Source organism: Nonomuraea bangladeshensis (assembly GCF_039529455.1).
GTDB lineage: Bacteria > Actinomycetota > Actinomycetes > Streptosporangiales > Streptosporangiaceae > Nonomuraea > Nonomuraea bangladeshensis.
Window position 1 is genome coordinate 510,684 of record NZ_BAAAMV010000006.1, and the last position, 19,623, is coordinate 530,306.

At 71.9% G+C, this 19,623-nt stretch carries 16 protein-coding genes; 6 read left to right on the forward strand and 10 right to left on the reverse strand.

Annotation, left to right across the window (positions count from 1 at the left end; genetic code table 11):
- Nucleotides 1–31 precede the first annotated feature (31 nt).
- On the forward strand, nucleotides 32–1,786 hold the full coding sequence (locus ABD292_RS21835) for an SGNH/GDSL hydrolase family protein (protein ID WP_344210025.1): 1,755 nt from the start codon (nucleotides 32–34) through the stop codon (nucleotides 1,784–1,786).
- On the forward strand, nucleotides 1,783–2,205 hold the full coding sequence (locus tag ABD292_RS21840) for a hypothetical protein (protein WP_344210027.1): 423 nt from the start codon (nucleotides 1,783–1,785) through the stop codon (nucleotides 2,203–2,205). Before ABD292_RS21835 ends, ABD292_RS21840 begins: the two co-directional genes overlap by 4 nt.
- A gap of 22 nt (nucleotides 2,206–2,227) precedes the next feature.
- Here ABD292_RS21840 and ABD292_RS21845 read toward each other — a convergent pair whose 3' ends face one another.
- Genes ABD292_RS21845 through ABD292_RS21865 form a run of 5 tightly spaced genes read right to left on the reverse strand, consistent with a single transcriptional unit; the run spans nucleotide 2,228 to nucleotide 8,395 of the window.
- A complete protein-coding gene (locus ABD292_RS21845) occupies nucleotides 2,228–3,814 on the reverse strand; it encodes an acyl-CoA synthetase (protein ID WP_344210029.1) in 1,587 nt (528 codons plus the stop codon).
- Nucleotides 3,814–4,962, reverse strand: coding sequence for a thiolase domain-containing protein (locus tag ABD292_RS21850; RefSeq protein ID WP_329584518.1), 1,149 nt, complete (start codon nucleotides 4,960–4,962; stop codon nucleotides 3,814–3,816). The genes ABD292_RS21845 and ABD292_RS21850 overlap by 1 nt, the downstream gene beginning before the upstream one ends.
- Nucleotide 4,963: 1 nt before the next feature.
- Nucleotides 4,964–5,959, reverse strand: a complete 996-nt coding sequence (locus ABD292_RS21855; RefSeq protein WP_344210031.1) for a lipid-transfer protein — start codon at nucleotides 5,957–5,959, stop codon at nucleotides 4,964–4,966.
- Complete coding sequence (locus ABD292_RS21860) at nucleotides 5,956–6,855, reverse strand: Zn-ribbon domain-containing OB-fold protein (protein ID WP_344210033.1); 900 nt, start codon at nucleotides 6,853–6,855, stop codon at nucleotides 5,956–5,958. Before ABD292_RS21860 ends, ABD292_RS21855 begins: the two co-directional genes overlap by 4 nt.
- Entirely contained in the window at nucleotides 6,845–8,395 is a 1,551-nt protein-coding gene (locus tag ABD292_RS21865) for an acyl-CoA synthetase (protein ID WP_344210035.1), read from the reverse strand. Before ABD292_RS21865 ends, ABD292_RS21860 begins: the two co-directional genes overlap by 11 nt.
- 112 nt (nucleotides 8,396–8,507) lie before the next feature.
- Between ABD292_RS21865 and ABD292_RS21870 the strand changes: the two genes are divergently transcribed.
- The 3 genes from ABD292_RS21870 to ABD292_RS21880 all read left to right on the forward strand — a co-directional run bounded on the left by ABD292_RS21870 (nucleotide 8,508) and on the right by ABD292_RS21880 (nucleotide 10,057).
- On the forward strand, nucleotides 8,508–9,317 hold the full coding sequence (locus ABD292_RS21870) for a crotonase/enoyl-CoA hydratase family protein (RefSeq protein WP_344210037.1): 810 nt from the start codon (nucleotides 8,508–8,510) through the stop codon (nucleotides 9,315–9,317).
- A gap of 70 nt (nucleotides 9,318–9,387) precedes the next feature.
- The gene (locus tag ABD292_RS21875; RefSeq protein WP_344210039.1) at nucleotides 9,388–9,660 is read left to right on the forward strand and encodes a type II toxin-antitoxin system Phd/YefM family antitoxin; all 273 of its coding nucleotides are present in this window, start codon (nucleotides 9,388–9,390) and stop codon (nucleotides 9,658–9,660) included.
- Complete coding sequence (locus tag ABD292_RS21880) at nucleotides 9,653–10,057, forward strand: type II toxin-antitoxin system VapC family toxin (RefSeq protein ID WP_344210041.1); 405 nt, start codon at nucleotides 9,653–9,655, stop codon at nucleotides 10,055–10,057. Before ABD292_RS21875 ends, ABD292_RS21880 begins: the two co-directional genes overlap by 8 nt.
- A 6-nt stretch (nucleotides 10,058–10,063) precedes the next feature.
- Here ABD292_RS21880 and ABD292_RS21885 read toward each other — a convergent pair whose 3' ends face one another.
- Nucleotides 10,064–11,170: an NAD(P)H-dependent flavin oxidoreductase gene (locus ABD292_RS21885; protein ID WP_344210043.1), complete on the reverse strand. Its 1,107-nt coding sequence runs from the start codon at nucleotides 11,168–11,170 to the stop codon at nucleotides 10,064–10,066.
- Nucleotides 11,171–11,330: 160 nt separating this feature from the next.
- Nucleotides 11,331–12,251 carry a cell envelope lipid trafficking protein PgfA gene (pgfA, locus tag ABD292_RS21890; RefSeq protein WP_344210045.1) on the reverse strand — a complete coding sequence of 307 codons (921 nt, stop codon included), beginning with the start codon at nucleotides 12,249–12,251 and terminating at the stop codon, nucleotides 11,331–11,333.
- Nucleotides 12,252–12,419: 168 nt separating this feature from the next.
- On the opposite strand from pgfA, the gene ABD292_RS21895 reads away from it, so the two are divergent.
- Entirely contained in the window at nucleotides 12,420–13,565 is a 1,146-nt protein-coding gene (locus ABD292_RS21895; RefSeq protein WP_344210047.1) for an acyltransferase family protein, read from the forward strand.
- On the opposite strand, the gene ABD292_RS21900 is transcribed toward ABD292_RS21895, so the two are convergent.
- The 3 genes from ABD292_RS21900 to ABD292_RS21910 are packed head-to-tail and all read right to left on the reverse strand — an operon-like array spanning nucleotide 13,486 to nucleotide 19,618.
- The gene (locus ABD292_RS21900; protein ID WP_344210049.1) at nucleotides 13,486–17,676 is read right to left on the reverse strand and encodes an alpha-(1->3)-arabinofuranosyltransferase domain-containing protein; all 4,191 of its coding nucleotides are present in this window, start codon (nucleotides 17,674–17,676) and stop codon (nucleotides 13,486–13,488) included. The genes ABD292_RS21895 and ABD292_RS21900 overlap by 80 nt on opposite strands.
- A complete protein-coding gene (locus ABD292_RS21905) occupies nucleotides 17,673–18,800 on the reverse strand; it encodes a glycosyltransferase family 4 protein (protein WP_344210051.1) in 1,128 nt (375 codons plus the stop codon). The genes ABD292_RS21900 and ABD292_RS21905 overlap by 4 nt, the downstream gene beginning before the upstream one ends.
- Nucleotides 18,797–19,618, reverse strand: a complete 822-nt coding sequence (locus ABD292_RS21910) for a glycosyltransferase (RefSeq protein WP_344210053.1) — start codon at nucleotides 19,616–19,618, stop codon at nucleotides 18,797–18,799. The genes ABD292_RS21905 and ABD292_RS21910 overlap by 4 nt, the downstream gene beginning before the upstream one ends.
- Between the last annotated feature and the right edge of the window lie 5 nt (nucleotides 19,619–19,623).

Here is a 19,623-nt window from a genome sequence, read left to right on the forward strand (position 1 = left end):
CGGTCATCGTTCCCACGGAGCAAGGTGGCAGATGTTACGAACGCGTCGGTTCCTGATCTCCCTGCTGTCCGTCGTGATGGTGGTGTGCCTCGCCCCCGCCCTGCCGGCGCGAGCGGCCGACCGGGACGTCACCATCACCCTCAACGCCGCCGACCTCGGCCTGAGCCCTGCCGTCCTGCGGGACCTGGTCCCCGAGGTGCAGGCGGAGATCAGGGAGCACGGCGGCCTGGGCGGCGCGCTCAAGCAGGCCGTCGCGGACGGCTCGGTCCCGGTGCACGAACGGGTGGACACCTCGGTGTGGCCCAACTTCGCCGGCACGGTCAACCTGACCTCCAACGGCAGTGGGCTGGTCCTCACCATCCCGGCCGGTGAGATCACCACCTCCAGCTTCTGGCAGGACATCGCCGCCACGGCGATCGGCTGGATCATCGGCTACGGGCTCAGGATGCTGTGCATCGGCTTCCTGACGTCCAGCGGCGTGGGCGCCGCGATCATCCCGCTGGTCTGCACCCCGCTCCAGACCACCGTGACCGGCATCATGACGGCGATCATGACGCACACGTTCGCGGGAACCCTGGGCACCATCGAGGCGACCAGGGACATCATCATCGCCGGGATCCTCGGGCTGGCGGGCGGCGTCCTGTGGGAGAAGTACCTCGCCCCGTGGGCGAAGGCCCAGCTCGCCACGTCCATCAAGAAGGCCGGCGGCTGGATCAGGGCCCAGGTGCCCTGGCTCGACCGCTGGTTCGGCGGCGTGGTCGCCGAGCGGGTGGAGAATCTCGGCTGGCGGTTCGAGGAGCTGGAGCGGCTCATCGCCGAGGAGACGGCGGCCTGGGCCGGGGTCTCCTCGAACCTCCAGCGGGAGCTGCGGATCATGCCGCTCGGCGACTCGATCACGCACGGCGCGGGCAGCTCGAACGGCGGCGGTTACCGGCCGGCGCTGCACAACCTGCTGAAGGACGACGGGGCCGGCGTCACGTTCGTCGGCTCACAACGCTCGGGCCCGGCGCCCGACGCCCACGAGGGGCACCCCGCCTGGACGATCTCCCAGCTCGCCGGCGTCGTCGACGCGGCGCTGGCCATGTACCGGCCCAACGTGGTGCTGCTGCACATCGGCACCAACGACCTGAACAACAACGACAACCCGGCAGGCGCGCCGGCCAGGCTCGGGGCCCTCATCGATCAGATCTTCCGCGCCGCCCCCGACGTGACCGTCCTGGTCTCGACCGTCGTCCCGTCCGGCTGGGGTCCGACCCAGGAGCGGATCCTGCGGTTCAACGAGGCGATCCGGCTGGAGGCGGGGGCGCGGTGGGCCGCCGGCAAGCACGTCTACCTGGTCAACCTGACCACGGTGACGCTCACCGACCTGGCCGACCTCCTGCATCCGAACGACTCCGGCTATCTGAAGATGGCGGGGGCGTTCTACCAGGGCCTGGTGCAGGTGGCGCGGGCCGGCTGGATCGGCGCGCCCGGCGGCGGGAACCCGGCTCCGGCCCCCGTCAGAGGCTGGGTCCCGCAGGGCACGATCGCGTCCGGGACGTACGGCGGGGACACCAGCAGGGTCGTCTACGCCGATCTCGACGGCGACGGCAGGGCCGACCACCTCCAGGTCAACGCCGACAGCTCGGTCCGGGCCTGGCTCAACGGCGGCCCCAACCCCAAGGAGCCCGCCGGCGGCGGCGACTGGTTCTGGTTCCCCAAGGCACCATCGCGGGCAGCGTCGGCGCGCCGGGCAGCCACATCCGCTTCGCCGACCTCGACGGCGACCGCAGGGCCGACTACGTGAAGGTCAACGACGACAGCTCCGTCCAGGCCTGGCTCAACGGCGGCCCCAAGCCCGGGGGCGGCGACTGGTACTGGCTCCCCCAGGGCACCATCGCGAGCGGCGTCGGCCAGCCCGGCCACCGGGTCCGCTTCGCCCCGCTCCACGGCAGCCGGTCCGCCGACTACCTCCTCATGGGCCGCTTCGACGACAACCACACCGGCACCCAGCCCTACGACAGCTCCGTGCAGGTCTGGCGGAACGGCGGGCCCAAGCCAGGAGGCGGCGACTGGTACTGGATGCCGGGCGGCGAGGTCGCGAGCGGGGTCCTGGTGGAGGGCGCCAGGATCCAGTTCGCCGACATCGACGGCGACGGCCGGGCCGACTACCTGGACGTCGCGCCGGGAACGGGCACGACCCGGGCCTGGATCAACTTCGGCTGACCGGGAGACCGTCGGGGCCGGCTCAGGATTCGCCGGCCTCGACGGTCTCCCGCGCCCACCGGTAGTCCGCCTTCCCCGCCGGGGAGCGGACCATCTGGTCCACGAACGCGTACGAACGCGGCACCTTGTACCCCGACAGCAGCGTGCGGCAGTGCGCGTCCAGCTCCTCCGCCGTGAGATCGGCCCCAGGCCGCGGCTCGACGACCGCCGCCACCCGGTTGCCCCAGCGCTCGTCCGGCACCCCGGTCACCACCGCGTCGAACACGCCGGGATGGCCCTTGAGCACCGCCTCGACCTCCTCGGGGAACACCTTCTCCCCGCCCGTGTTGATGCACTGCGAGCCGCGCCCGAACACGTTGACCGTGCCGTCCGGATCGACGGTGGCGAGGTCGCCGGTGAGCAGCCAGCGGGTGCCCTGCTCGTCGGTGACGAACGTGCGGGCGGTCTTCTCGGGGTCGTTGTAGTAGCCGAACGCGACCCGTCCCGTCCGCGCGACGGTGCCGAGCGCGCCCGAGCCGGGCTCGACCGGGCGGCCCGCCTCGTCAAGCACGGCCAGCCGGACCACCGCGTTCGGCTGGTAGCGCAGGCCCTTCTCGGGCGAGGACCCGGCGACGGCGGAGGCGGTGTAGCCGGACTCCGTGGAGCCGAAGTTGTCGAGGATCATGACGTTCGGCAGGAGCTCCTGGAGGCGGTCGCGGACCGCGCCCGACAGGATCGCGCCCGTCGAGCTGACCACGAACAGCGACGACACGTCGTACGAGCCCGTGGCCAGCGCCTCGGCGAGCGGCCTGGCCATGGCGTCGCCGGTGATGTTGACGGTGAGCACGCGCTCGCGCTCGACGGTCCGCCAGACCTCGTCGGGGTCGAACTTGCGGACGTACACCGTGGTCCCGCCCATGCACCAGGTGATGAACGTGGCCATCTGCGCCGCCCCGTGCATGAGCGGCGGCACCGCCATCATCGTCATCGGCCCGGCCTTGACCGCCTCGTCGATGACCTCCTGCGGGGTGGCCCGCGGCTCGCCGCCGGGGTTGCCGCCGCCGAAGCCGAAGAACAGGTCCTCCACCCGCCACATCGCGCCCTTCGGCATGCCGGTGGTGCCGCCGGTGTAGATGATGTAGACGTCCTGGCCGGAGCGCTGCGGGAAGCCCCGTTCCGGCTTGCCGCTCTCCAGCGCGGACTCGTACGTCACCGCCGAGCCGATCGACGGCGGCCCGCCGACCGCGATCAGGTGCTCCAGCAGCGGCGCCTCGCCCACCACGGCGGCGACGCGCGGCTCGAACTCGACGTCGTAGATCAGCGCCCGGATGTCGGAGTCCCGGTAGAGGTAGAGCAGCTCGGACTCGACGTAGCGGTAGTTGACGTTGATCGGCACGGCGCGGAGCTTCAGCGCGGCCAGCATCCCGGCGACGTACGGCAGCCCGTTGTAGAGCTGGAGCCCGACGTGCTCGCCGGGGCCGACGCCCAGGCCGTCGAGGTAGTGGGCGAGCCGGTTGGCCTCGGCGTCCAGCTCGGCGTAGGTGCGGCGGTCGGCGTCGCAGATCACCGCGACCCGGTCGGGGATCGCGTCCGCCAGCCCTTCGAACAGGTCCGCGTGGTTGAACTCCATCAGAGTTTCTCCCGTCCCACGATCCACATGGCGAAGAACTGGGCGCCGCCGCCGTAGGCGTGGCCGAGCGCGGTGCGGGCGCCGTCCACCTGGTGCTCGCCGGCCTGGCCGCGCACCTGCTGTGCGGCCTCGGCGAACCTGATGAGCCCGGACGCGCCGATCGGGTTGCTGGACAGCACGCCGCCGGAGGCGTTCCAGGGGGTGTCGCCGTCGAGGGCGGTGGCGCCGGACTCGGTGAGCTTCCAGCCCTCGCCCTCGGCGCAGAAGCCGAGGTTCTCCAGCCACATGGGCTCGTACCAGGAGAAGGGCACGTAGACCTCGGCCACGTCGATCTGCCGGCGCGGGTCGGTGATGCCGGCCTGCCGGTAGACGTCGGCGGCGCAGTCCTTGCCCGCCTGCGGGCTGACCGTGTCGCGGTCGGCGCGGAAGATCGGCTCCGAGCGCATGGCGGTGCCGTGCACCCAGGCGGGCGTGCCGGTGACGGCCGACTCGGCGGCGAGCACCATGGCGCAGGCGCCGTCGCTGGACGGGCAGGTCTCCAGGTAGCGGATCGGCTCCCAGAGCATGGGCGTGGACTCGACCATCTTCTGGTCGATGCCGGGGATCTTGAGGTGCGCGTACGGGTTCTTCAGCGCGTTGAGCCGGTCCTTGACCGCGACGAGCGTGCCGATGTGGCCGGGCGCGCCGGTCCTGCGCATGTACTCGCGGATGTGCGGCGCGAAGTAGCCGCCCGCCCCCACCACGAGCGAGGCGCTGAACGGCAGGTGCGTGGACAGCGCCCAGGTGGCGTTGGACTCCGACTGCTTCTCGAAGGCCACGACCAGCACCCGCTCGTGCACCCCGCCCTGGATGAGCGAGGCGCCGACCAGCGCGGTGGAGCCGCCGACGCTGCCGGCCGTGTGGACCCGCATGACCGGCTTGCCGGCCGCGCCGAGCGCGTCGGCCAGGTACGCCTCCGGCATCATCACGCCCTCGAACAGGTCCGGCGCCTTGCCGATGACGACGGCGTCGATGTCCTTGAACGTCAGCCCGGCGTCCTCCAGTGCCCGCACCGCGGCCTCGCGCACCAGCCCGGCGATCGAGACATCCTGGCGGCGGGTCGTGTAGTGCGTCTGCCCGACGCCGATGACCGCACAGCGGTTGCCCATCTCAGCCCTCCAGGACGGTGACGAGGTTGTGCTGCAGGCAGGGGCCGCCGGCGGCGTGCGCGACGGTCCGGTGGTTGCGGCCGTCGAGGATGCGCTGCGCGGCCTCGCCGATGCGGATGAGGCCGGTCGCCATGACGGGGTTGGCGGCGAGCGGGCCGCCGGACGGGTTGACGACGGTGTCGCCGGTCAGCTCCAGCGCCTCGCGCAGGATGATCTCCTCGTGCGCGAACTGGGCGTGCAGCTCGGCCACCTCGACCGGGCCCTTGCCGACGCCGGCGGCGCGGGCGGCGTCGGCCGCGGAGGCCGACCGGGCGAGGTCCCGCATGCCCAGGTAGTGGGGCTCGATACGGTGGGCGAGGCCCCTGATGTAGGCGGGGCTGGAGGTGAGACGGGTGGCGAGGTCGCCGGCGGCCAGCACGACCGCCGCCGCGCCGTCGGTGATGGGCGGCGCCACGAGCCCGTCCCCTTCGGGGTCGGGCAGGTCCAGCGCGTACGGGTTCGCCCGTCCGTCCGCCCGGCTGCGGCGTACGATCTCGTCGAGCTCCGCGCGCTCCGCGCCGAGTGCGGCGGCCTGGAGCCCGGCGTAGGAGAGCTGGTCGAGGCCGAGGGGGGCCAGATAGTACGGGTCGAGCTGCAACGTCATGATGGTGCGCAGGTCGCCGAGCGAGGTCTTGCCGAACCCGTACACGAGGGCCGAGTCGATGTCGCCGTGCTGGAGGCGTACCCATGCCTCGTACAGCGCCCAGGCGGCGTCCATCTCGACGTGGCTCTCGGAGATCGGCGGCCAGGCGGCCAGCGCGTCGAGCGCCGAGACGAACGAGAACGGCGCGCCCGCCAGGTAGTCGCAGCTCCCCGAGCAGGTGAAGCCGAACCGGGTGAGCCCGGTGCGCTCCTTCACCTCGTTGATGACGGGCAGGATCAGCTCGGGCTCGCTGAGGCCGGTGTCGTGGTCGGTGTGCCGCGTCTGCGCGAACGCGACGATCGCTACCTCTCTCATGACAGCTCCACGTCGGGCTCGCCGGTGGGGGCGAACCAGCGGATGTTCGCCATGGACGCCGTACGCTCGCTCTCGGGAACCCACACGGCCCGCACCCGCATGCCCTGCCGCACCTCGTGCGCGGGCACGCCCGCGACCAGCGCGATCATCGGGAGGTCGGCCCCGTCGAGCAGGATGTACGCCGACACGAAGGGCACTTCGGGCGCCCGCGGATCGGGCAGGTTGTTGATGGCGAACGTGGTGATCGTCCCGGTGTCGGGCAGTTCGAGGGTGTCCGGGATGGGGCCTCCGCACTCGGGGCAGAAGGTGCGGTAGGGGACGTACACCTTCGCGCACCGCTCGCACCTTCCGCCGAGCAGCACGCCGCGCTCCACGCCGGCCAGGAACACGCCGAGCGAGCCGCCCGCCCGCAGCCGGTACTCCGCGCGGACCGGGGAGACGATCTTCGTGACCTCGGGGGCGAAGTGCCGGATGTCGGTGATGTGGCCGGTGGGCTGCTCCCGCCACACCGGCCGGACCCGCATCCCGGCCCGCATGGCCTTGGGGTGCTCGGGGACGACGGCGTGCACGAGCGCCGTGTCCGCGCCGTCGAGCGCGATCAGCGCCCAGGCGAAGGGGACGTCCACCGGGTGGGAGTCGAGCGGCTCCTGCACCCACGTCCAGGTGGTGACCGTGCCGGCCGGGCCGACCTCGACGTACTCGCCGGTCACGGGCTCGCCGGTGGCGGGGTCGTACTCCAGGGGCGGCACCAGCACGCCGCCCTCGCTCGTCCGCACGCCGACGATGCGGCGCTCGCGCAGCTCGGTGAGGAAGCGGCCCACCACCGGGCCGGTCGAGCGGGTGTAACCGCCGGGGAACTCCAGGACGTGCTGAGCGACCAGCGGATCAGATGGCACGGTCGTGTCCCTCCCAGTACGGGTCGCGAAGCTTGCGTTTGTGCAGCTTGCCGTTCGGTTCGCGGGGCATCTCGGCGATGAAGTCGATCGTTCGCGGCCACTTCATGCGGGCCAGCCGGCCCTCCAGTGAGGCCAGCAGCTCGGCGGCGAGCTCGGGGCCCGGCTCGGCGCCCGGGGCGGGCTCGACGACGGCCTTGATCTGCTCGCCCCACTCCTCGTCCGGGATGCCGAACACGGCCACGTCCGCGACCTTGGGGTGGATCATGAGCTCGTTCTCGATCTCGGCGGGGTAGATGTTCGCGCCGCCCGAGATGATGAGGTCGGCCTTGCGGTCGCAGAGGTAGAGGAAGCCGTCCTCGTCGAGGTAGCCGATGTCGCCGACGGTGAAGTGGTCCTTGAGGCGGTTGGCGGCGGTCTTGTCCGGGTCGCCCTTGTACTCGAACGACGCGCCGAGCATCTTCATGTAGATCGTGCCGGGGGTGCGGGCAGGGACCGGCTCGCCCTGCTCGTCCACGATGAGCAGCTCGCTGATGGGCCAGGCCGTGCCGACCGTGCCCGGGTGCGCCTTCCAGCCCTCGGGGGTGGCGAGGGTGCCGCCGCCCTCCGTGGCCGCGTAGTACTCGTACACGCAGTCGCCCCACCACTCCAACATCGCCCATTTCACCGGGACGGGACAGGGGGCGGCGGCGTGGATCATCCATGTGAGCGAGGACAGGTCGTAGGCGCGCCGGGTCTCCTCCGGCAGCGCGAGCAGCCGCTTGAAGTGCGTCGGCACCATGTGGGAGCTGGTGACGCGGTGCCGCTCGCACAGGCGCAGCAGCTCCTCGGCGTCGAAGCGGTCCATGTAGACGAGCGTGTGGCCCATGTGCAGGGCCGTGCCGCCGAACTGGGTGACGGCGGTGTGGTAGCTCGGCGAGGTGACCAGGTGCGCGTTGGGGCGTCCCGGGGTGACGCCGAACAGTCCCAGCAGGAACGTCATCAGCTCGGCGCCGTCGTCCGGGTCCAGGCCGCTGAGCGGGCGGCGTACGCCCTTCGGCTTGCCGGTGGTGCCGGAGGTGTAGTGCATGGTCAGGCCGGCGGTGCGGTCGGGTGGCGCGGTGCCGGGTCGGCCGTCGGTCAGCTCGCGCATCGGCCGGAACCCGTCCGTCCCCTCCCCCATGAGGAAGCGGCGCTCGGGGGCGATGGCCTCGGCCGCCCGCGCGCCTTCCTGGAGGAAGCGCGGGTGCACGAAGAACGCCTTCGCCTCGCTGTCGGAGACGATGTAGGCGATCTCCGGTCCGGTGAGGTGCCAGTTGACCGGCGTGTAGTACCAGCCGGCCTGGAGCGCGGCCAGGTACAGCACGAGGCCGTCGGCGCCGTTCGGCACCAGGCCGCAGACGCCGTCGCCGGGCTGGAGCCCGAGCTCGTCGCGCAGGCCGTGGACGAGGCGGTTGGCCCGGGCCAGGAGGTCGCCCGCGCGGTGTTCCGCGCCGTCGGGGTCCACGGCGGCGATCCAATCGGGATCCGCCTGCGCGAGCCTCCAGAAACCGAGCGTGCCCATGTGCGCTCCTCGCGGCCGACGAAAAAACAGGAACCTGTTCTCGTTTGCTGCTGGGAGCGTATCCTGGGGCGAAGTGCGTAGCAAGCGCTTGATACGAGACTTCGGAGGCATCGTGGAGCTCCTGCCGATCAGCACCCCCCACTGCCGGGTCGAACGCGACGGGCACGTCCTCGTCGTCACCATGAACCGGCCGGAGGCCCGCAACGCGCTCTCCTCGGACATGCTGATCGGCCTCGCCTCGGCCTGGGCGTACGCGAGCGCCGAGCCGGACGTCAGGGTCGCGATCCTGACCGGCGCCGAGGGCACCTTCTGCGCCGGCGCCGACCTCAAGGCCATGGGCCAGCCGTCCACCGACCCCGACGTGCAGGCGCGGGCCGCCAGGATCCCGAACTTCCACTGGAAGGGCCTGCTGCGCGAGGACCTGCCCACCAAGCCGATCATCTGCGCCGTCGAGGGCTACGCGGTCGCCGGCGGCACCGAGCTGCTGGTGGGCACGGACCTGCGGGTGGTGGCCGAGTCGGCCACGCTGGGGCTCTTCGAGGCCAAGCGGGCGCTCTTCCCGATGGGCGGCAGCGCCGTCCGGCTCCCCCGCCAGATCCCGTACTGCCACGCCATGGACCTCCTCCTGACCGGCCGCGCCGTCACGGCCGCCGAAGCACTGGCGATGGGCCTGGTCAACCGCGTCGTCCCGGACGGACAGGCACTGGCCGTGGCCCGCGAACTGGCCGACGACGTGGCCGCCTCCGGCCCCCTAGCCGTCCAGGCCATCCTCCGCACCTACCGCGACACCCTCGGCCTGCCCGAACCCGAGGCCCTGAAGGTCTCCGACGACCTCGGCTGGCCGGTCATCGGCTCCGAGGACGCCAAGGAAGGCACCCGCGCCTTCCGCGAGAAGCGCCCGGCCAACTACCAGGGCCACTGAACGAGCTATATGAGGCCGCTGAGACCTAGAATCGGTAGCACGGTGAGTTACGCGAGGCTACGGTAGGTGTGTGTTGAAGGTCATCACTCAAGGTGAGCTCGGGAACAACCCATCCGCCGTCATGAGCGAGGTAGCGGCAGGCGAGATCTTTCGCGTGACCCGCGACGGGATCGAATTCGCGGAAATTCGGCCGCTGTCGCGCAAGCGCCGCCTGAGTGCAGAAGAGCTGGTCGCCAAGCATCGACGGCTTCCGCACGTCGACTACGCGGAGATGCGCAGCGAGGCAGACGAGGTGTTCGGTGACGACCGTGTCTACGACGACCCTTGGGACCGGCGTGGCTGATCGTCCCAACTCGGGCGTCATCGACACCTGTGTCTACATAGATCTCGCCGAGATCTCACCCGCCGATCTGCCCGCAGCGCCGGAGCTCACAGCCATCACTCTCGCCGAGCTGCAGCAGGGGGTGGCGATGGCTAGGAGTCCAGCCGCCCGAGCAACCCGCATGGAGAAGCTGGGCGCGGCGGTCCTCGACTTCGAGCCGCTGCCCTTTGACGCCGAAGCGGCAGCTCGTTACGGCAGCCTGGTCGCCCTGACCCTCGCCGCGAAACGGGGTCCCCGGCCGAGGCGGATGGATCTCATGATCGCCGCCATCGCCTCAAGCCGGGGAATGCCTCTCTACACACGTAACACCGATGACTTCGTGGGGCTCGAAAGCCTGGTGACCGTCGTACCTGTGTGACGGCGGTCAGTCCTCCGTGATGCGTTCCAGGCGTTCCAGGGCCTCGCCGTACTCCTCCATCAGGTTGAAGATGACGTCCTTGGTGGAGCGGACCTGGTTCATGAGGCCGATGATCTGGCCGGCCGGGAAGGTGGCCAGTTCCGCGGCGTCGGAGCGGCCGATGCGGCGCAGGGCGTCCGAGACCAGCATGAACTGCAGGGGCATCGGCAGCGTGCCCGGCGACTCGGCGGACTCCCACGCCTCGGTCCACTCGTTCCTGAGCAGGCGGGCCGGCTTGCCGGTCCAGCTGCGGGAGCGGACGGTGTCGCGGGAGGTGGCCTCCAGGATGCGGCGCTTGGCCATCTCCGGCGTGTCGGCCTCCTCGACGGTGAGCCACAGGGAGCCGGTCCACACGCCCTCCGCGCCGAGCGCCATGCCGGCGGCCATCTGGCGGCCGTTGCCGATGCCGCCCGCGGCCAGCACCGGCACGTCCACGGCGTCCACCACCTGCGGGATGAGGACCATGGTGGAGATCTCGCCGGTGTGCCCGCCCGCCTCGGTGCCCTGGGCGACGACGACGTCCACGCCGACCTCGACCTGCTTGAGCGCGTGCCGGGGGGTGGAGGCGAGGGCCGCCACCTTGACGCCGTGGGAGTGGGCCAGCTCGACGACGTCGGCCGGGGGCGGGCCGAGGGCGTTGGCGAGCAGCGCGATGGGGTGGCGGAGGGCGACCTCGACCTGCGGGCGGGCCGTGGCGTCCGTCCAGCCGAGCAGCACCCGTCCCGCGTCGGCGTCCGCCGAGAGCGGGGGCACCCCGTGCTCGGCCAGCAGGTTCTCCACGAACGAGCGATGCCCTTCGGGGATCATCGCCTGGAGGCGGCCGACCAGCTCGTCGGCGGCGAAGTCGGCCCCCTCGTACGAGGCCGGCATGACGACGTCCACGCCGTACGGCCGGCCGTCCACGTGGTCGTCGATCCACTTGAGCTCCATCTCGAGCTCTTCCGGGGTGAAGTAGAGGGCTCCGAGCACGCCCATGCCGCCCGCGCGGCTGACGGCGGCGACCACGTCCCTGCAGTGGCTGAACGCGAAGATCGGGAGCTCGATACCGAACATGTCCGTGACACGTGTCCGCATGGCCCGACAATACGTCCGGCACAACGCGAACTGCAACGTGTTCTACACTAGAACCTTTCGTCGGTACCGGTGAGTAACCTTCGTCTATAACACGTTCTATATCGATCTCGAAAAAAGAAAAAGGCCCGCCTTTCGGCGGGCCTTAAAATGGCGCGTTGTTTCACGCGGCGGCCGGGCGGCGGCGGCCCAGCACCACGCCCGCCAGCACCAGCGCCACGCCCACGATGAGCACCACCAGCGGGATGATGTTCCGCAGCAGGTTGATCTGGCTCTTGCCCTCCTGGGCGTTCTTGACCAGGCCGTCGACGGTCTCGTCGGTCATCACGGCGGTGCCGATGAAGGCCGCCGAGCGCTCCACGCCGTCCTGCGTCTTCAGCACCTCGTGGCGCTGCACCTCCTGCTTGACCGGCGAGCCGGTGACGGGCTCGATCCAGAAGGTGGTCTTGCCGTCGTACCAGCGGTCGACCTGCACGTCACCGGTGGTGCCGGTCATGCCGAGCACGTTCGCGGGGGCGGTGCGGGTCTCGGTCTTGGTCGGCGGGACGGCCTGCTCGAAGACGTACACCGGCAGTCCGTCGACCTTGTCCTCACGGACGAAGGTGGCGTCGAAGGCCTTCTGCGCCTGCGCGTTGAACACCTTGTACGTCTTCTTCTCCACGTCGAACGGCCACTTGTAGATCTGGCCCTCGAGCTGCACCGGAGCCTTGTCGACGCTGGAGCCGCAGCAGTTGACGGCGACGCCGGTGTAGCGGTTGAAGGCGCTGCGCCGCTCGGACAGGTCGATCTGCGGGCGGCTGTTGGTGACGTCGTTGACGACTGTGGCCTCGTCCCAGACGACCCGGTCGGAGTTGGCCTCCTTCACGTCGCCGCGCGTGGTGACGATGATGTCGAGGTCGCCGGTGAGGACCTTCAGGTCCTGGAGGGAGAAGTACTGCGCCTGCTTGGCCTCCAGCCGGGAGATCCCGAACTGGTTCGCCGGCGCGGAGATGATCTTCTCGGCCGCCCAGAATTTCACCAACGGGGCCAGTGCGATGAAGAAAGCTCCGAACCCGATGAGGACGAGCGTGGAGATACGACCCATCGAGGCCTCCGCATTTGTAGAACGTGTTGTCATCAGGTCTGATCGTCGAGCAACAAAGTATGACAGGGGGTGGTGCGCGTCACCGCCGCGCCTCCCTCCGTCACCAAATCGATAGAAACAAGTTCTATCGTGGTTTCCCGGCACGGATCCGCGGAGGTGGGGACAGGGATGAAGAACAGGGACGCGGCCCTCGACGGCGTCCGCGCCTGCGCCGCGCTCGGCGTCTGGCTGCTGCACGTCGGGAGCAACACCGGCGTGATGTACCGCGAGGGCATGTACGCCTGGCTGATGGCGCGGCTCGGCATCGCCGTCCCCATCTTCTTCCTGCTGTCCGGCCTGCTCCTCTACCGCCCGTGGGCGCGCGCGGCCATCGAGGGCACCGAGCGCCCCCGGCCCGTCACGTACCTGTGGCGGCGGGTGCTGCGCGTCATGCCGGTCTACTGGCTGGTGACCGCGCTGACGCTCTGGGCGTGGGGCGGCCTCGACTGGACCGGCTGGGTCAAGTGGCTGCTCCTGCTGCAGAACTACTTCCCCGGCGACCCCACGCCCGACGGCCTCTACCAGATGTGGACGCTGCCCATCGAGATGGCCTTCTACGTCGCGCTGCCGCTGCTCGCCTGGGCGCTCGACCGGTGGGCGCGGGGCGGGAACCGGCCGGTGCGGCTGCTGACCGGCATCGGCCTGCTGCCGCTGGTCTCGGTGGCCACCATCGTCGTGGCCCGGCTGACCGACCGGCCCGAGTTCGGGCTCTGGCTTCCGTACCATCTGGTCTTCTTCGCCTGCGGCATGGCGATGGCGGTGCTGTCGGTGTGGCTCAAGGAGAGCCGGGCCATCGACGCGCTCGCGCCGCAGCTCCTCGTGCTGGCCTTCCTGCTGTACGGGGTGCTGAGCACCGGCCTCGCCGGCCCGCGCACGCTCACGCTGCCCACCCTGGGCGAGTCGCTGCTCAGGACGAGCCTGGAGGCGGCGGTCGCGGTGCTGCTCGTCGCGCCGTTCGCGCTGGCGCCGCGCGCGGACTCGCTGCGCCACCGGGTGCTCGGCAACCCGGTCGTCGCCTACTTCGGCCGCATCTCCTACAGTTTCTTCCTGTGGCACGCGCCGGTGATCACGTTGCAGCTCAAGCTCACCGGGGCGCAGCCGTTCCAGGGCGACTTCCCGAGTGTGGCCGTGCTGTCGTTCATCGTGACGCTGCTGCTCAGCGTGGGGAGCTACCATCTCGTCGAGGCCACCGCCCTCAGGCTGAGCCGGCGCCGGCCAGCACCTGCTCCTCGGCCGGCAGCCCGGGAGGCGGCGCCGGCCGCGCCGGCCGGGTGACGTGCTGACCGAACAGCGCCCCGACGGCCGCCGACGACAGCAGCTGCGGCACGTGGTCCATCAGCACCGCGAGGTCGATCCCGTGCTCGCGCAGCACCAGGTGGACCGCCAGCGACGCCGTCGCCACGCCGAACAGCCCGGCTGACAGCCAGTGCGCCGGCAGCCGCCTGGCCCGCAGCGCGAACGTCACCAGCATCGCCGCCAGCACCGCCAGCGCGCCCTGCCAGCTCGCCACCCAGCCGCCGAACGCCAGGCCGAGCACGACCGCGTACGGCGCCCGCAGCCGCGACATGCGCGCCCTCCCTGCCGGGGCGGTCTCGCGTACGTGCTCGGGACGCGGCCCGCGCAGCACCAGCGCGCCCAGCGCGAGCAGCGCGATCCCCGCCATCCCGTACGCCAGCGCGAGCCCGTAGGCGCGGTCCGGCACGTACTCCAGCCGCACGGTCCCCGACGTGCCCGCGGGCAGCTCCCACGCCTGCTTCCAGCCGTCGACGCGCACCGGCCGCAGCGTCCGCCCGTCCACCCGGGCCCGCCAGCCGGCGTTGAAGTTCTCGTTGACGACGAGGAAGGCGTCCTTCGGGGCGCTCACTTTGACCTCGCGCTCGGAGGCCGTCCAGATGCCGCGCACCGCGGCGCCCTCGACGCCGCGCGGCTCGTCCGGCAGCCGGCCGACCACGAGGTCGTCGATCGTGAACGAGTCCCATCCGGCCACCCGCACCCGGTTGTCCCCGGCCTTCAGCTCGGCCCGCGCGCAGCCCTGGATGCGTACGGGCCGCTTCTCCAGCAGGTCGGCGTGGGTGCCCGCGACCTTGGTCGCGATGGGCGTGCCGTTCACCTCGATCGTGGGGCCGAAGCCGCAGGGCAGCCGCAGCGGGATGTCGGCGGGCCTGGTCACCGGGTCGAGGCCCGGCACGACCAGCTCGGTGAGCTGCAACCGCTTGGAGTAGGGCGTGAAGCGCAGCTTGAGCTCGGTCGTGCGCAGCGGCCGGAAGGTCAGGTTCCCTTCCTGGTCCACCCGGCCGGCGCGGGCGATGCCGTTGTCGCCGGTGACGACCACGTCGAGCGGCTGCATGCGGTCGCCGGCCGGGCGGCCCAGCTTGATCCGCGAGATCGTCTTCTCGCCCTTCCAGGTGAGCGTGAGCGTCGGCTGGGTGTCCTCGGCGGCCGGCATCCAGGTGGTGCTCGCGTCGCCGTCGAACGCCGAGCGCGGCGAGACCACCGGATCGTCGGTGAGCTGGGACGAGCCGGTCACCTGCGTGAGCCCGGTGGTGACGCGGGTGAAGCGGTCGGCCAGCGCGGAGTCCTTGAGCACGGCCGTGCCGCGTACGTTCACGGCCTCGGCGGCCGGGGCCGTGAACGTGCGGTCGAAGCCGGTCTCCTCACTGTGCTTGGTCAGCACCGCGTCGTTGCACACCCACCGCACCTGGTTGCGCATGCAGGCGGACCGGGCGTCGAGCCCCTGGTCCATGACGTACGCGTCGCCGCCCGTGCCGGGCAGCCTGATCGTGCGCTCGGCCACGACGCCGGGGATGGACAGCTCGATGACGCCGGCCCGCTGGCCGTAGCTCCACCCCTCCGAGCCGGTCGCGACGATCCTGATCCGCAGCCAGGTCGCCGGGCCCTCCGGCACCCGCAGCCACTGCGGGTCGGTGGTGTCGCGGACGTCCTGCGTCAGGCTGCCCGAGTCGGTCTCGACGGCCACCCGCGTGACGGACCGGCCGAGCAGGAAACCGGAGCCGAACATGACCTGGACCTGCTCGATCCGCCGCTGCGCCGGCAGGTCCACGCGCAGCCACTGCCCCTCGGGGCGGCTGGTGCCGCTGGTCTCCCAGCCGGTGGCGACGTTGCCGTCCATGGCCGCCCACGGGCCCCTGCTCGGGTCGCCGCTGCCCGCGACCGCGTCGGGGTCGGCGATCGAGGAGGAGGCCGTGACGCCGGAGACGCCGTGGTACTCGGCGGTCGCGGTGTCGTCCAGCCAGCCGTCCTCCAGCAGGTCCAGCGCGCGTACACCCTCGAAGTCGGCCTTGTGGTCGGCGGTGAGCGTGGGCGACTGGTTGGAGCGCAGCTCGCCGAACGAGCGCTCGCGCAGCCGCAGCGCGTCGCTGACGACGGTGGGCAGCTCGCGCTTGCCCGCGTCGCCGCCGACCAGCACCGGGGCGTCGCCGAGCAGCCCGAGGTCGCCCATCGCGAGCAGCGAGTCCGGCCCGCCGCGCACGGCCACCGCGTCGGCGGCCGACTGCACGGACACCAGGTCGGCCGCGTCGGAGACCTCGTACAGGTCGAGCGCCGGGAAGGCCGGGTCGAGCGAGTGCTGGGCGTCGTCGCTCTGCCGGTCGCCGACGGGGTCGCCGAAGGAGCGGACGAGCTTGACGCCGGGCGTCTCGCGCAGCGCCTCGTAGATTCGGGACGGCCAGGCGCCCTGGAGGTTCTGCCGCATGAGGTCGTTGCGTACCAGCAGGTAGCGCACGCCGAGGCGGCGCAGCACCGCCGTCACGCCGGCCGAGCCGTGACCGGCGGCCAGGCGCTGGTCGATGACGTCGAGCAGCCGGGTCAGGCCGACCGAGCCCGGTGGCTCGATCCGCCGGGTGGTCCAGCGGGCGGTGGTCAGCGCCTGGAGGGGCTCGTCCATGGGGCGGCCCCAGACGTACTCGGCGAACTTGGCGCCCGGCACGAGCAGCACGCCGTCGTCGCCGGCGTTCTCGTCCAGCCAGGACGCGGCCTGCCGCCAGTACGGCGGCACGTCCTCGAAGTCGCCGGGCGCGGCGAGCCCCTGGTTGAAGACGGGCAGCACGAGCGCGGCGGCGGCCACGGCGGCCAGCGTGCGGAGCGGCAGCCGGGCCCGCGCCAGCAGGTGCGCCAGGCCGAAGGCGAGCGCCAGCCGGACCAGCGGGTCGAACTTGCGCAGGTTGCGCAGCGGCGCGAGCGGCCCGTCCAGCAGCCAGCGGACCGGCTCTGCGGTGATCGGCTCCAGCGCGCTGATGTGCCCGGCCACCAGCGCGGCCACGCCCACCACGAACAGCGCCAGCACGAACCCCTTCGCGGGCAGGTCGCGGCGGGCCAGCCCGGCCAGGCCGAGCGCGGCCAGCACGCCGGTGACCACGACCATCGTGGCCGAGGTGGCGATCGCGAAGCCGGGTGGCTGCTCGAAGACGCCGTTCACGGGCAGGTAGCGCACCCAGTCGGAGGCGCCGCGCAGGACGTTCGTGAGCGAGGTGACCTGGGTGGTGGTGCCGGCGGTCTCGGTGTACGGCAGGAACGAGAAGGCGTACCTGCCGACCAGCAGCAGCGGCAGCCACCAGAAGAGGGTGGCGACCGCGACGGCGGCGCTCCACCAGCCGAGCAGCCGCCAGCGCGGCACCGGGCGCGGCCGGGTCAGGATGTAGAGGACCGGGGCCACGAGCACGGCCAGCACCGCCACCGCGTTCACGCCGCCGCACAATGCCACCGCGAGCGCCGACCTGATCGCCCCGCGCGCCCGCTGGCCCGTCTCGGAGGCCGTGAGCAGCGGGATGAGGATCCACGGCAGCATCGCGGCGGGCAGCCACTCGATGGAGATCTCGCCGAGGATGGACAGGGTGCGCGGGGCCAGCGCGTACGCCAGCGCCCCGGCGATCCTGGTGCCCGGCGTGCCGAGGCCGAGCTGCCCGGACAGCCGCTCCACGCCGAGGAAGGCCACGCACATGAGCAGCGTGAGCCAGAGCCGCTGCGTCACCCACGGGGCCGCCCCGGCGAGGTCGCCGAGGGCGAAGAACGGGCCCATGGGGAAGATGTAGCCCGCCACCTGGTTCTGGAGCTGGCCGAAGTGCTGCAGGTCCCACAGGTGCGCGGCGCGCTCCAGCCAGCCGACCGGGTTGAGCGCGAGGTCCATCTTGGTGTCGGAGATCAGGTGGCCGGGCTTGGTGGTGAACGCCAGCAGGCCGAAGCCGAGGCAGCAGATGACCAGCCACCAGCGCCGCCAGGCCCGTTCACCGAGCGCCCGCGCGCCGCCCTTGGGGGCGGGGCCGGCGGCCTTGGGGGCGGCTGTCTTCGAGCCGGCGCTGTCGGAGCCGGTGACGCGGCCGGTGCCGGGGCGGCCCCAGACCAGCTTGTCGGTGGCCGGCGGCCGGCTCATCGCTCCTCCCCGGCCCATTCGCCGAGGTCGGAGGAGCCCTCGCCTGGGGCGCGGCCCTCCAGCACGGCGAGAAGCCGTTCGGCGCTGCGGTCCCAGGAGAATCGGTCAGCCCATTCCCGACATTTCACGGAATAAGTGTCGTCCACCTCGTCGAGTGCTCCGGCAATGCCTTTGGCCAGCCCGGTGCCCTCGACCCCCTCCGGCAGCAGCCACCCGGTCTCGCCGGGCCGTACCGCGTCGCGCAGCCCGTCCACGTCGAAGGCCACGGTCGGCACCCCGAGCGCCGCCGCCTCCAGCACGCTGAGCCCCCACCCCTCGCCCTGCGAGGCGCTGACGTGCAGCCAGGCCCGCGCGACCAGCCGGCTCTTCTCCCGCTCGGGCAGGTAGCCGTGCAGGGTGACGCCCTCGGGCAGCCGCGCCCGCAGCCGCTCCTCCTCGGGCCCCCGGCCGATGACGTCCACCTGGAGGTCCGGCCGGTGCCGCCGCAGCTCGGCGACGGCGTCGAGGAGCAGGTGCACGCGCTTGTGCGCGACCAGCCGCCCCAGGCAGACCAGCCGGGGCTCGGCGCTCCTGGCGACCTCGCCCGGATCGGCGACGCTGACGCCGTTCGGGACGATGTGGATGGGCCCCTTCCAGGCCAGCCGCTCGCGCATGGCGAGCTCGGTGGACGGCGACACGGCCACGCTCGGGTGCCGCCGGTAGCTCCACCGCGACACCGGCCCCTCCAGGAACCGCCCGAAGGCGGCCAGCCACCCCGGCAGGTGCACGCCGAACTGCCGGTCGTGCACGTGGTGGACGACGCAGACCACCTTCGTCCGCCGCCGCACCACCCACGGCGTGAAGAACGGGATGCCGTTCTGGCAGTCCACCACCGCGTCGAAGCGCCCGCGCCGGACCAGCAGCCAGATCAGCACCAGCGGGTAGACGGTGTACGTCGCGCCCATGCGGGCGAAGCGCACGCCCTCGACGACCTCCTTGCCGCGCTGGCCGGGCGCGCGCGCCGTGACGAACCACACCTGGTGGCCCGCGTCCGCGAGGCGGCGGGCCAGCTCCCAGGCGAACGTCTCGGCGCCGCCCGCCTGGGGGTGCCAGGGGTCACGCCAGTTGACGAAGGCGATCTTCACGGATATCCGACGGGGTCAGGGGCGGCCGGCGGCTCCCAGGCCGGGTGCACGGCGTGCCGCGGCCTGAGGCGCGGCCTCGGGCGCAGCCGCAGCCAGATGCGTCCCATCTCCAGCACGATGCCGAAGCTGTGACGGGCCGGCGAGAACGACGACCCCGGCACGTCCAGCCAGCGCACGGGGATCTCGTGCACCTCCGAGCCGTCCGCCGCGCAGCGCGCGAGCAGCTCGACGTCGAAGGCGAAGCCGGGCGTGCGGAGCAGCACGGCGACCTCGCGGGCGAGCACGCCGTCGAAGAACTTGAAGCCGCACTGGGTGTCGCTCACCCCCGGCACGAGCGCGCCGGCCAGGGCACGGAACAGGGCGGCGCCCAGCTCGCGGACCCTGCTGTGGCGGTTCTCCACGACGGAGCCCTCGTGGGCACGTGAGCCGATCACGACGCGCTCACCGGACAGCAGCAGGCCGAGCGCCGCGTCGATGGCGTCCAGGTCGGTCGCCATGTCGGCGTCGCAGAAGCCGACGAACGGGGCGCCGGTCTCCAGCAGCCCGGCCCGCACGGCGGCGCCCTTGCCCGGGATCGGGCAAGGGATGAGCCGGACCGGTACGGGCCCGGCCGGCCAGTTCTCGACGATCTCCGCGGTGCGATCCGTGCTGTTGTTGTCGACGACTATGACGGCAGCCGGGAACGGCATGCGGGCAAGCTTCGCGCACAGCTGCAGGAGCCCCCCGGGAAGACGCCGTTCCTCGTTGTGCGCCGGAACGACGATCTCAAGCAGTGGTGGTCGGCTCGTCCCGCCGTCCCCTTGCGGAGAGGGCGGCATGCTGA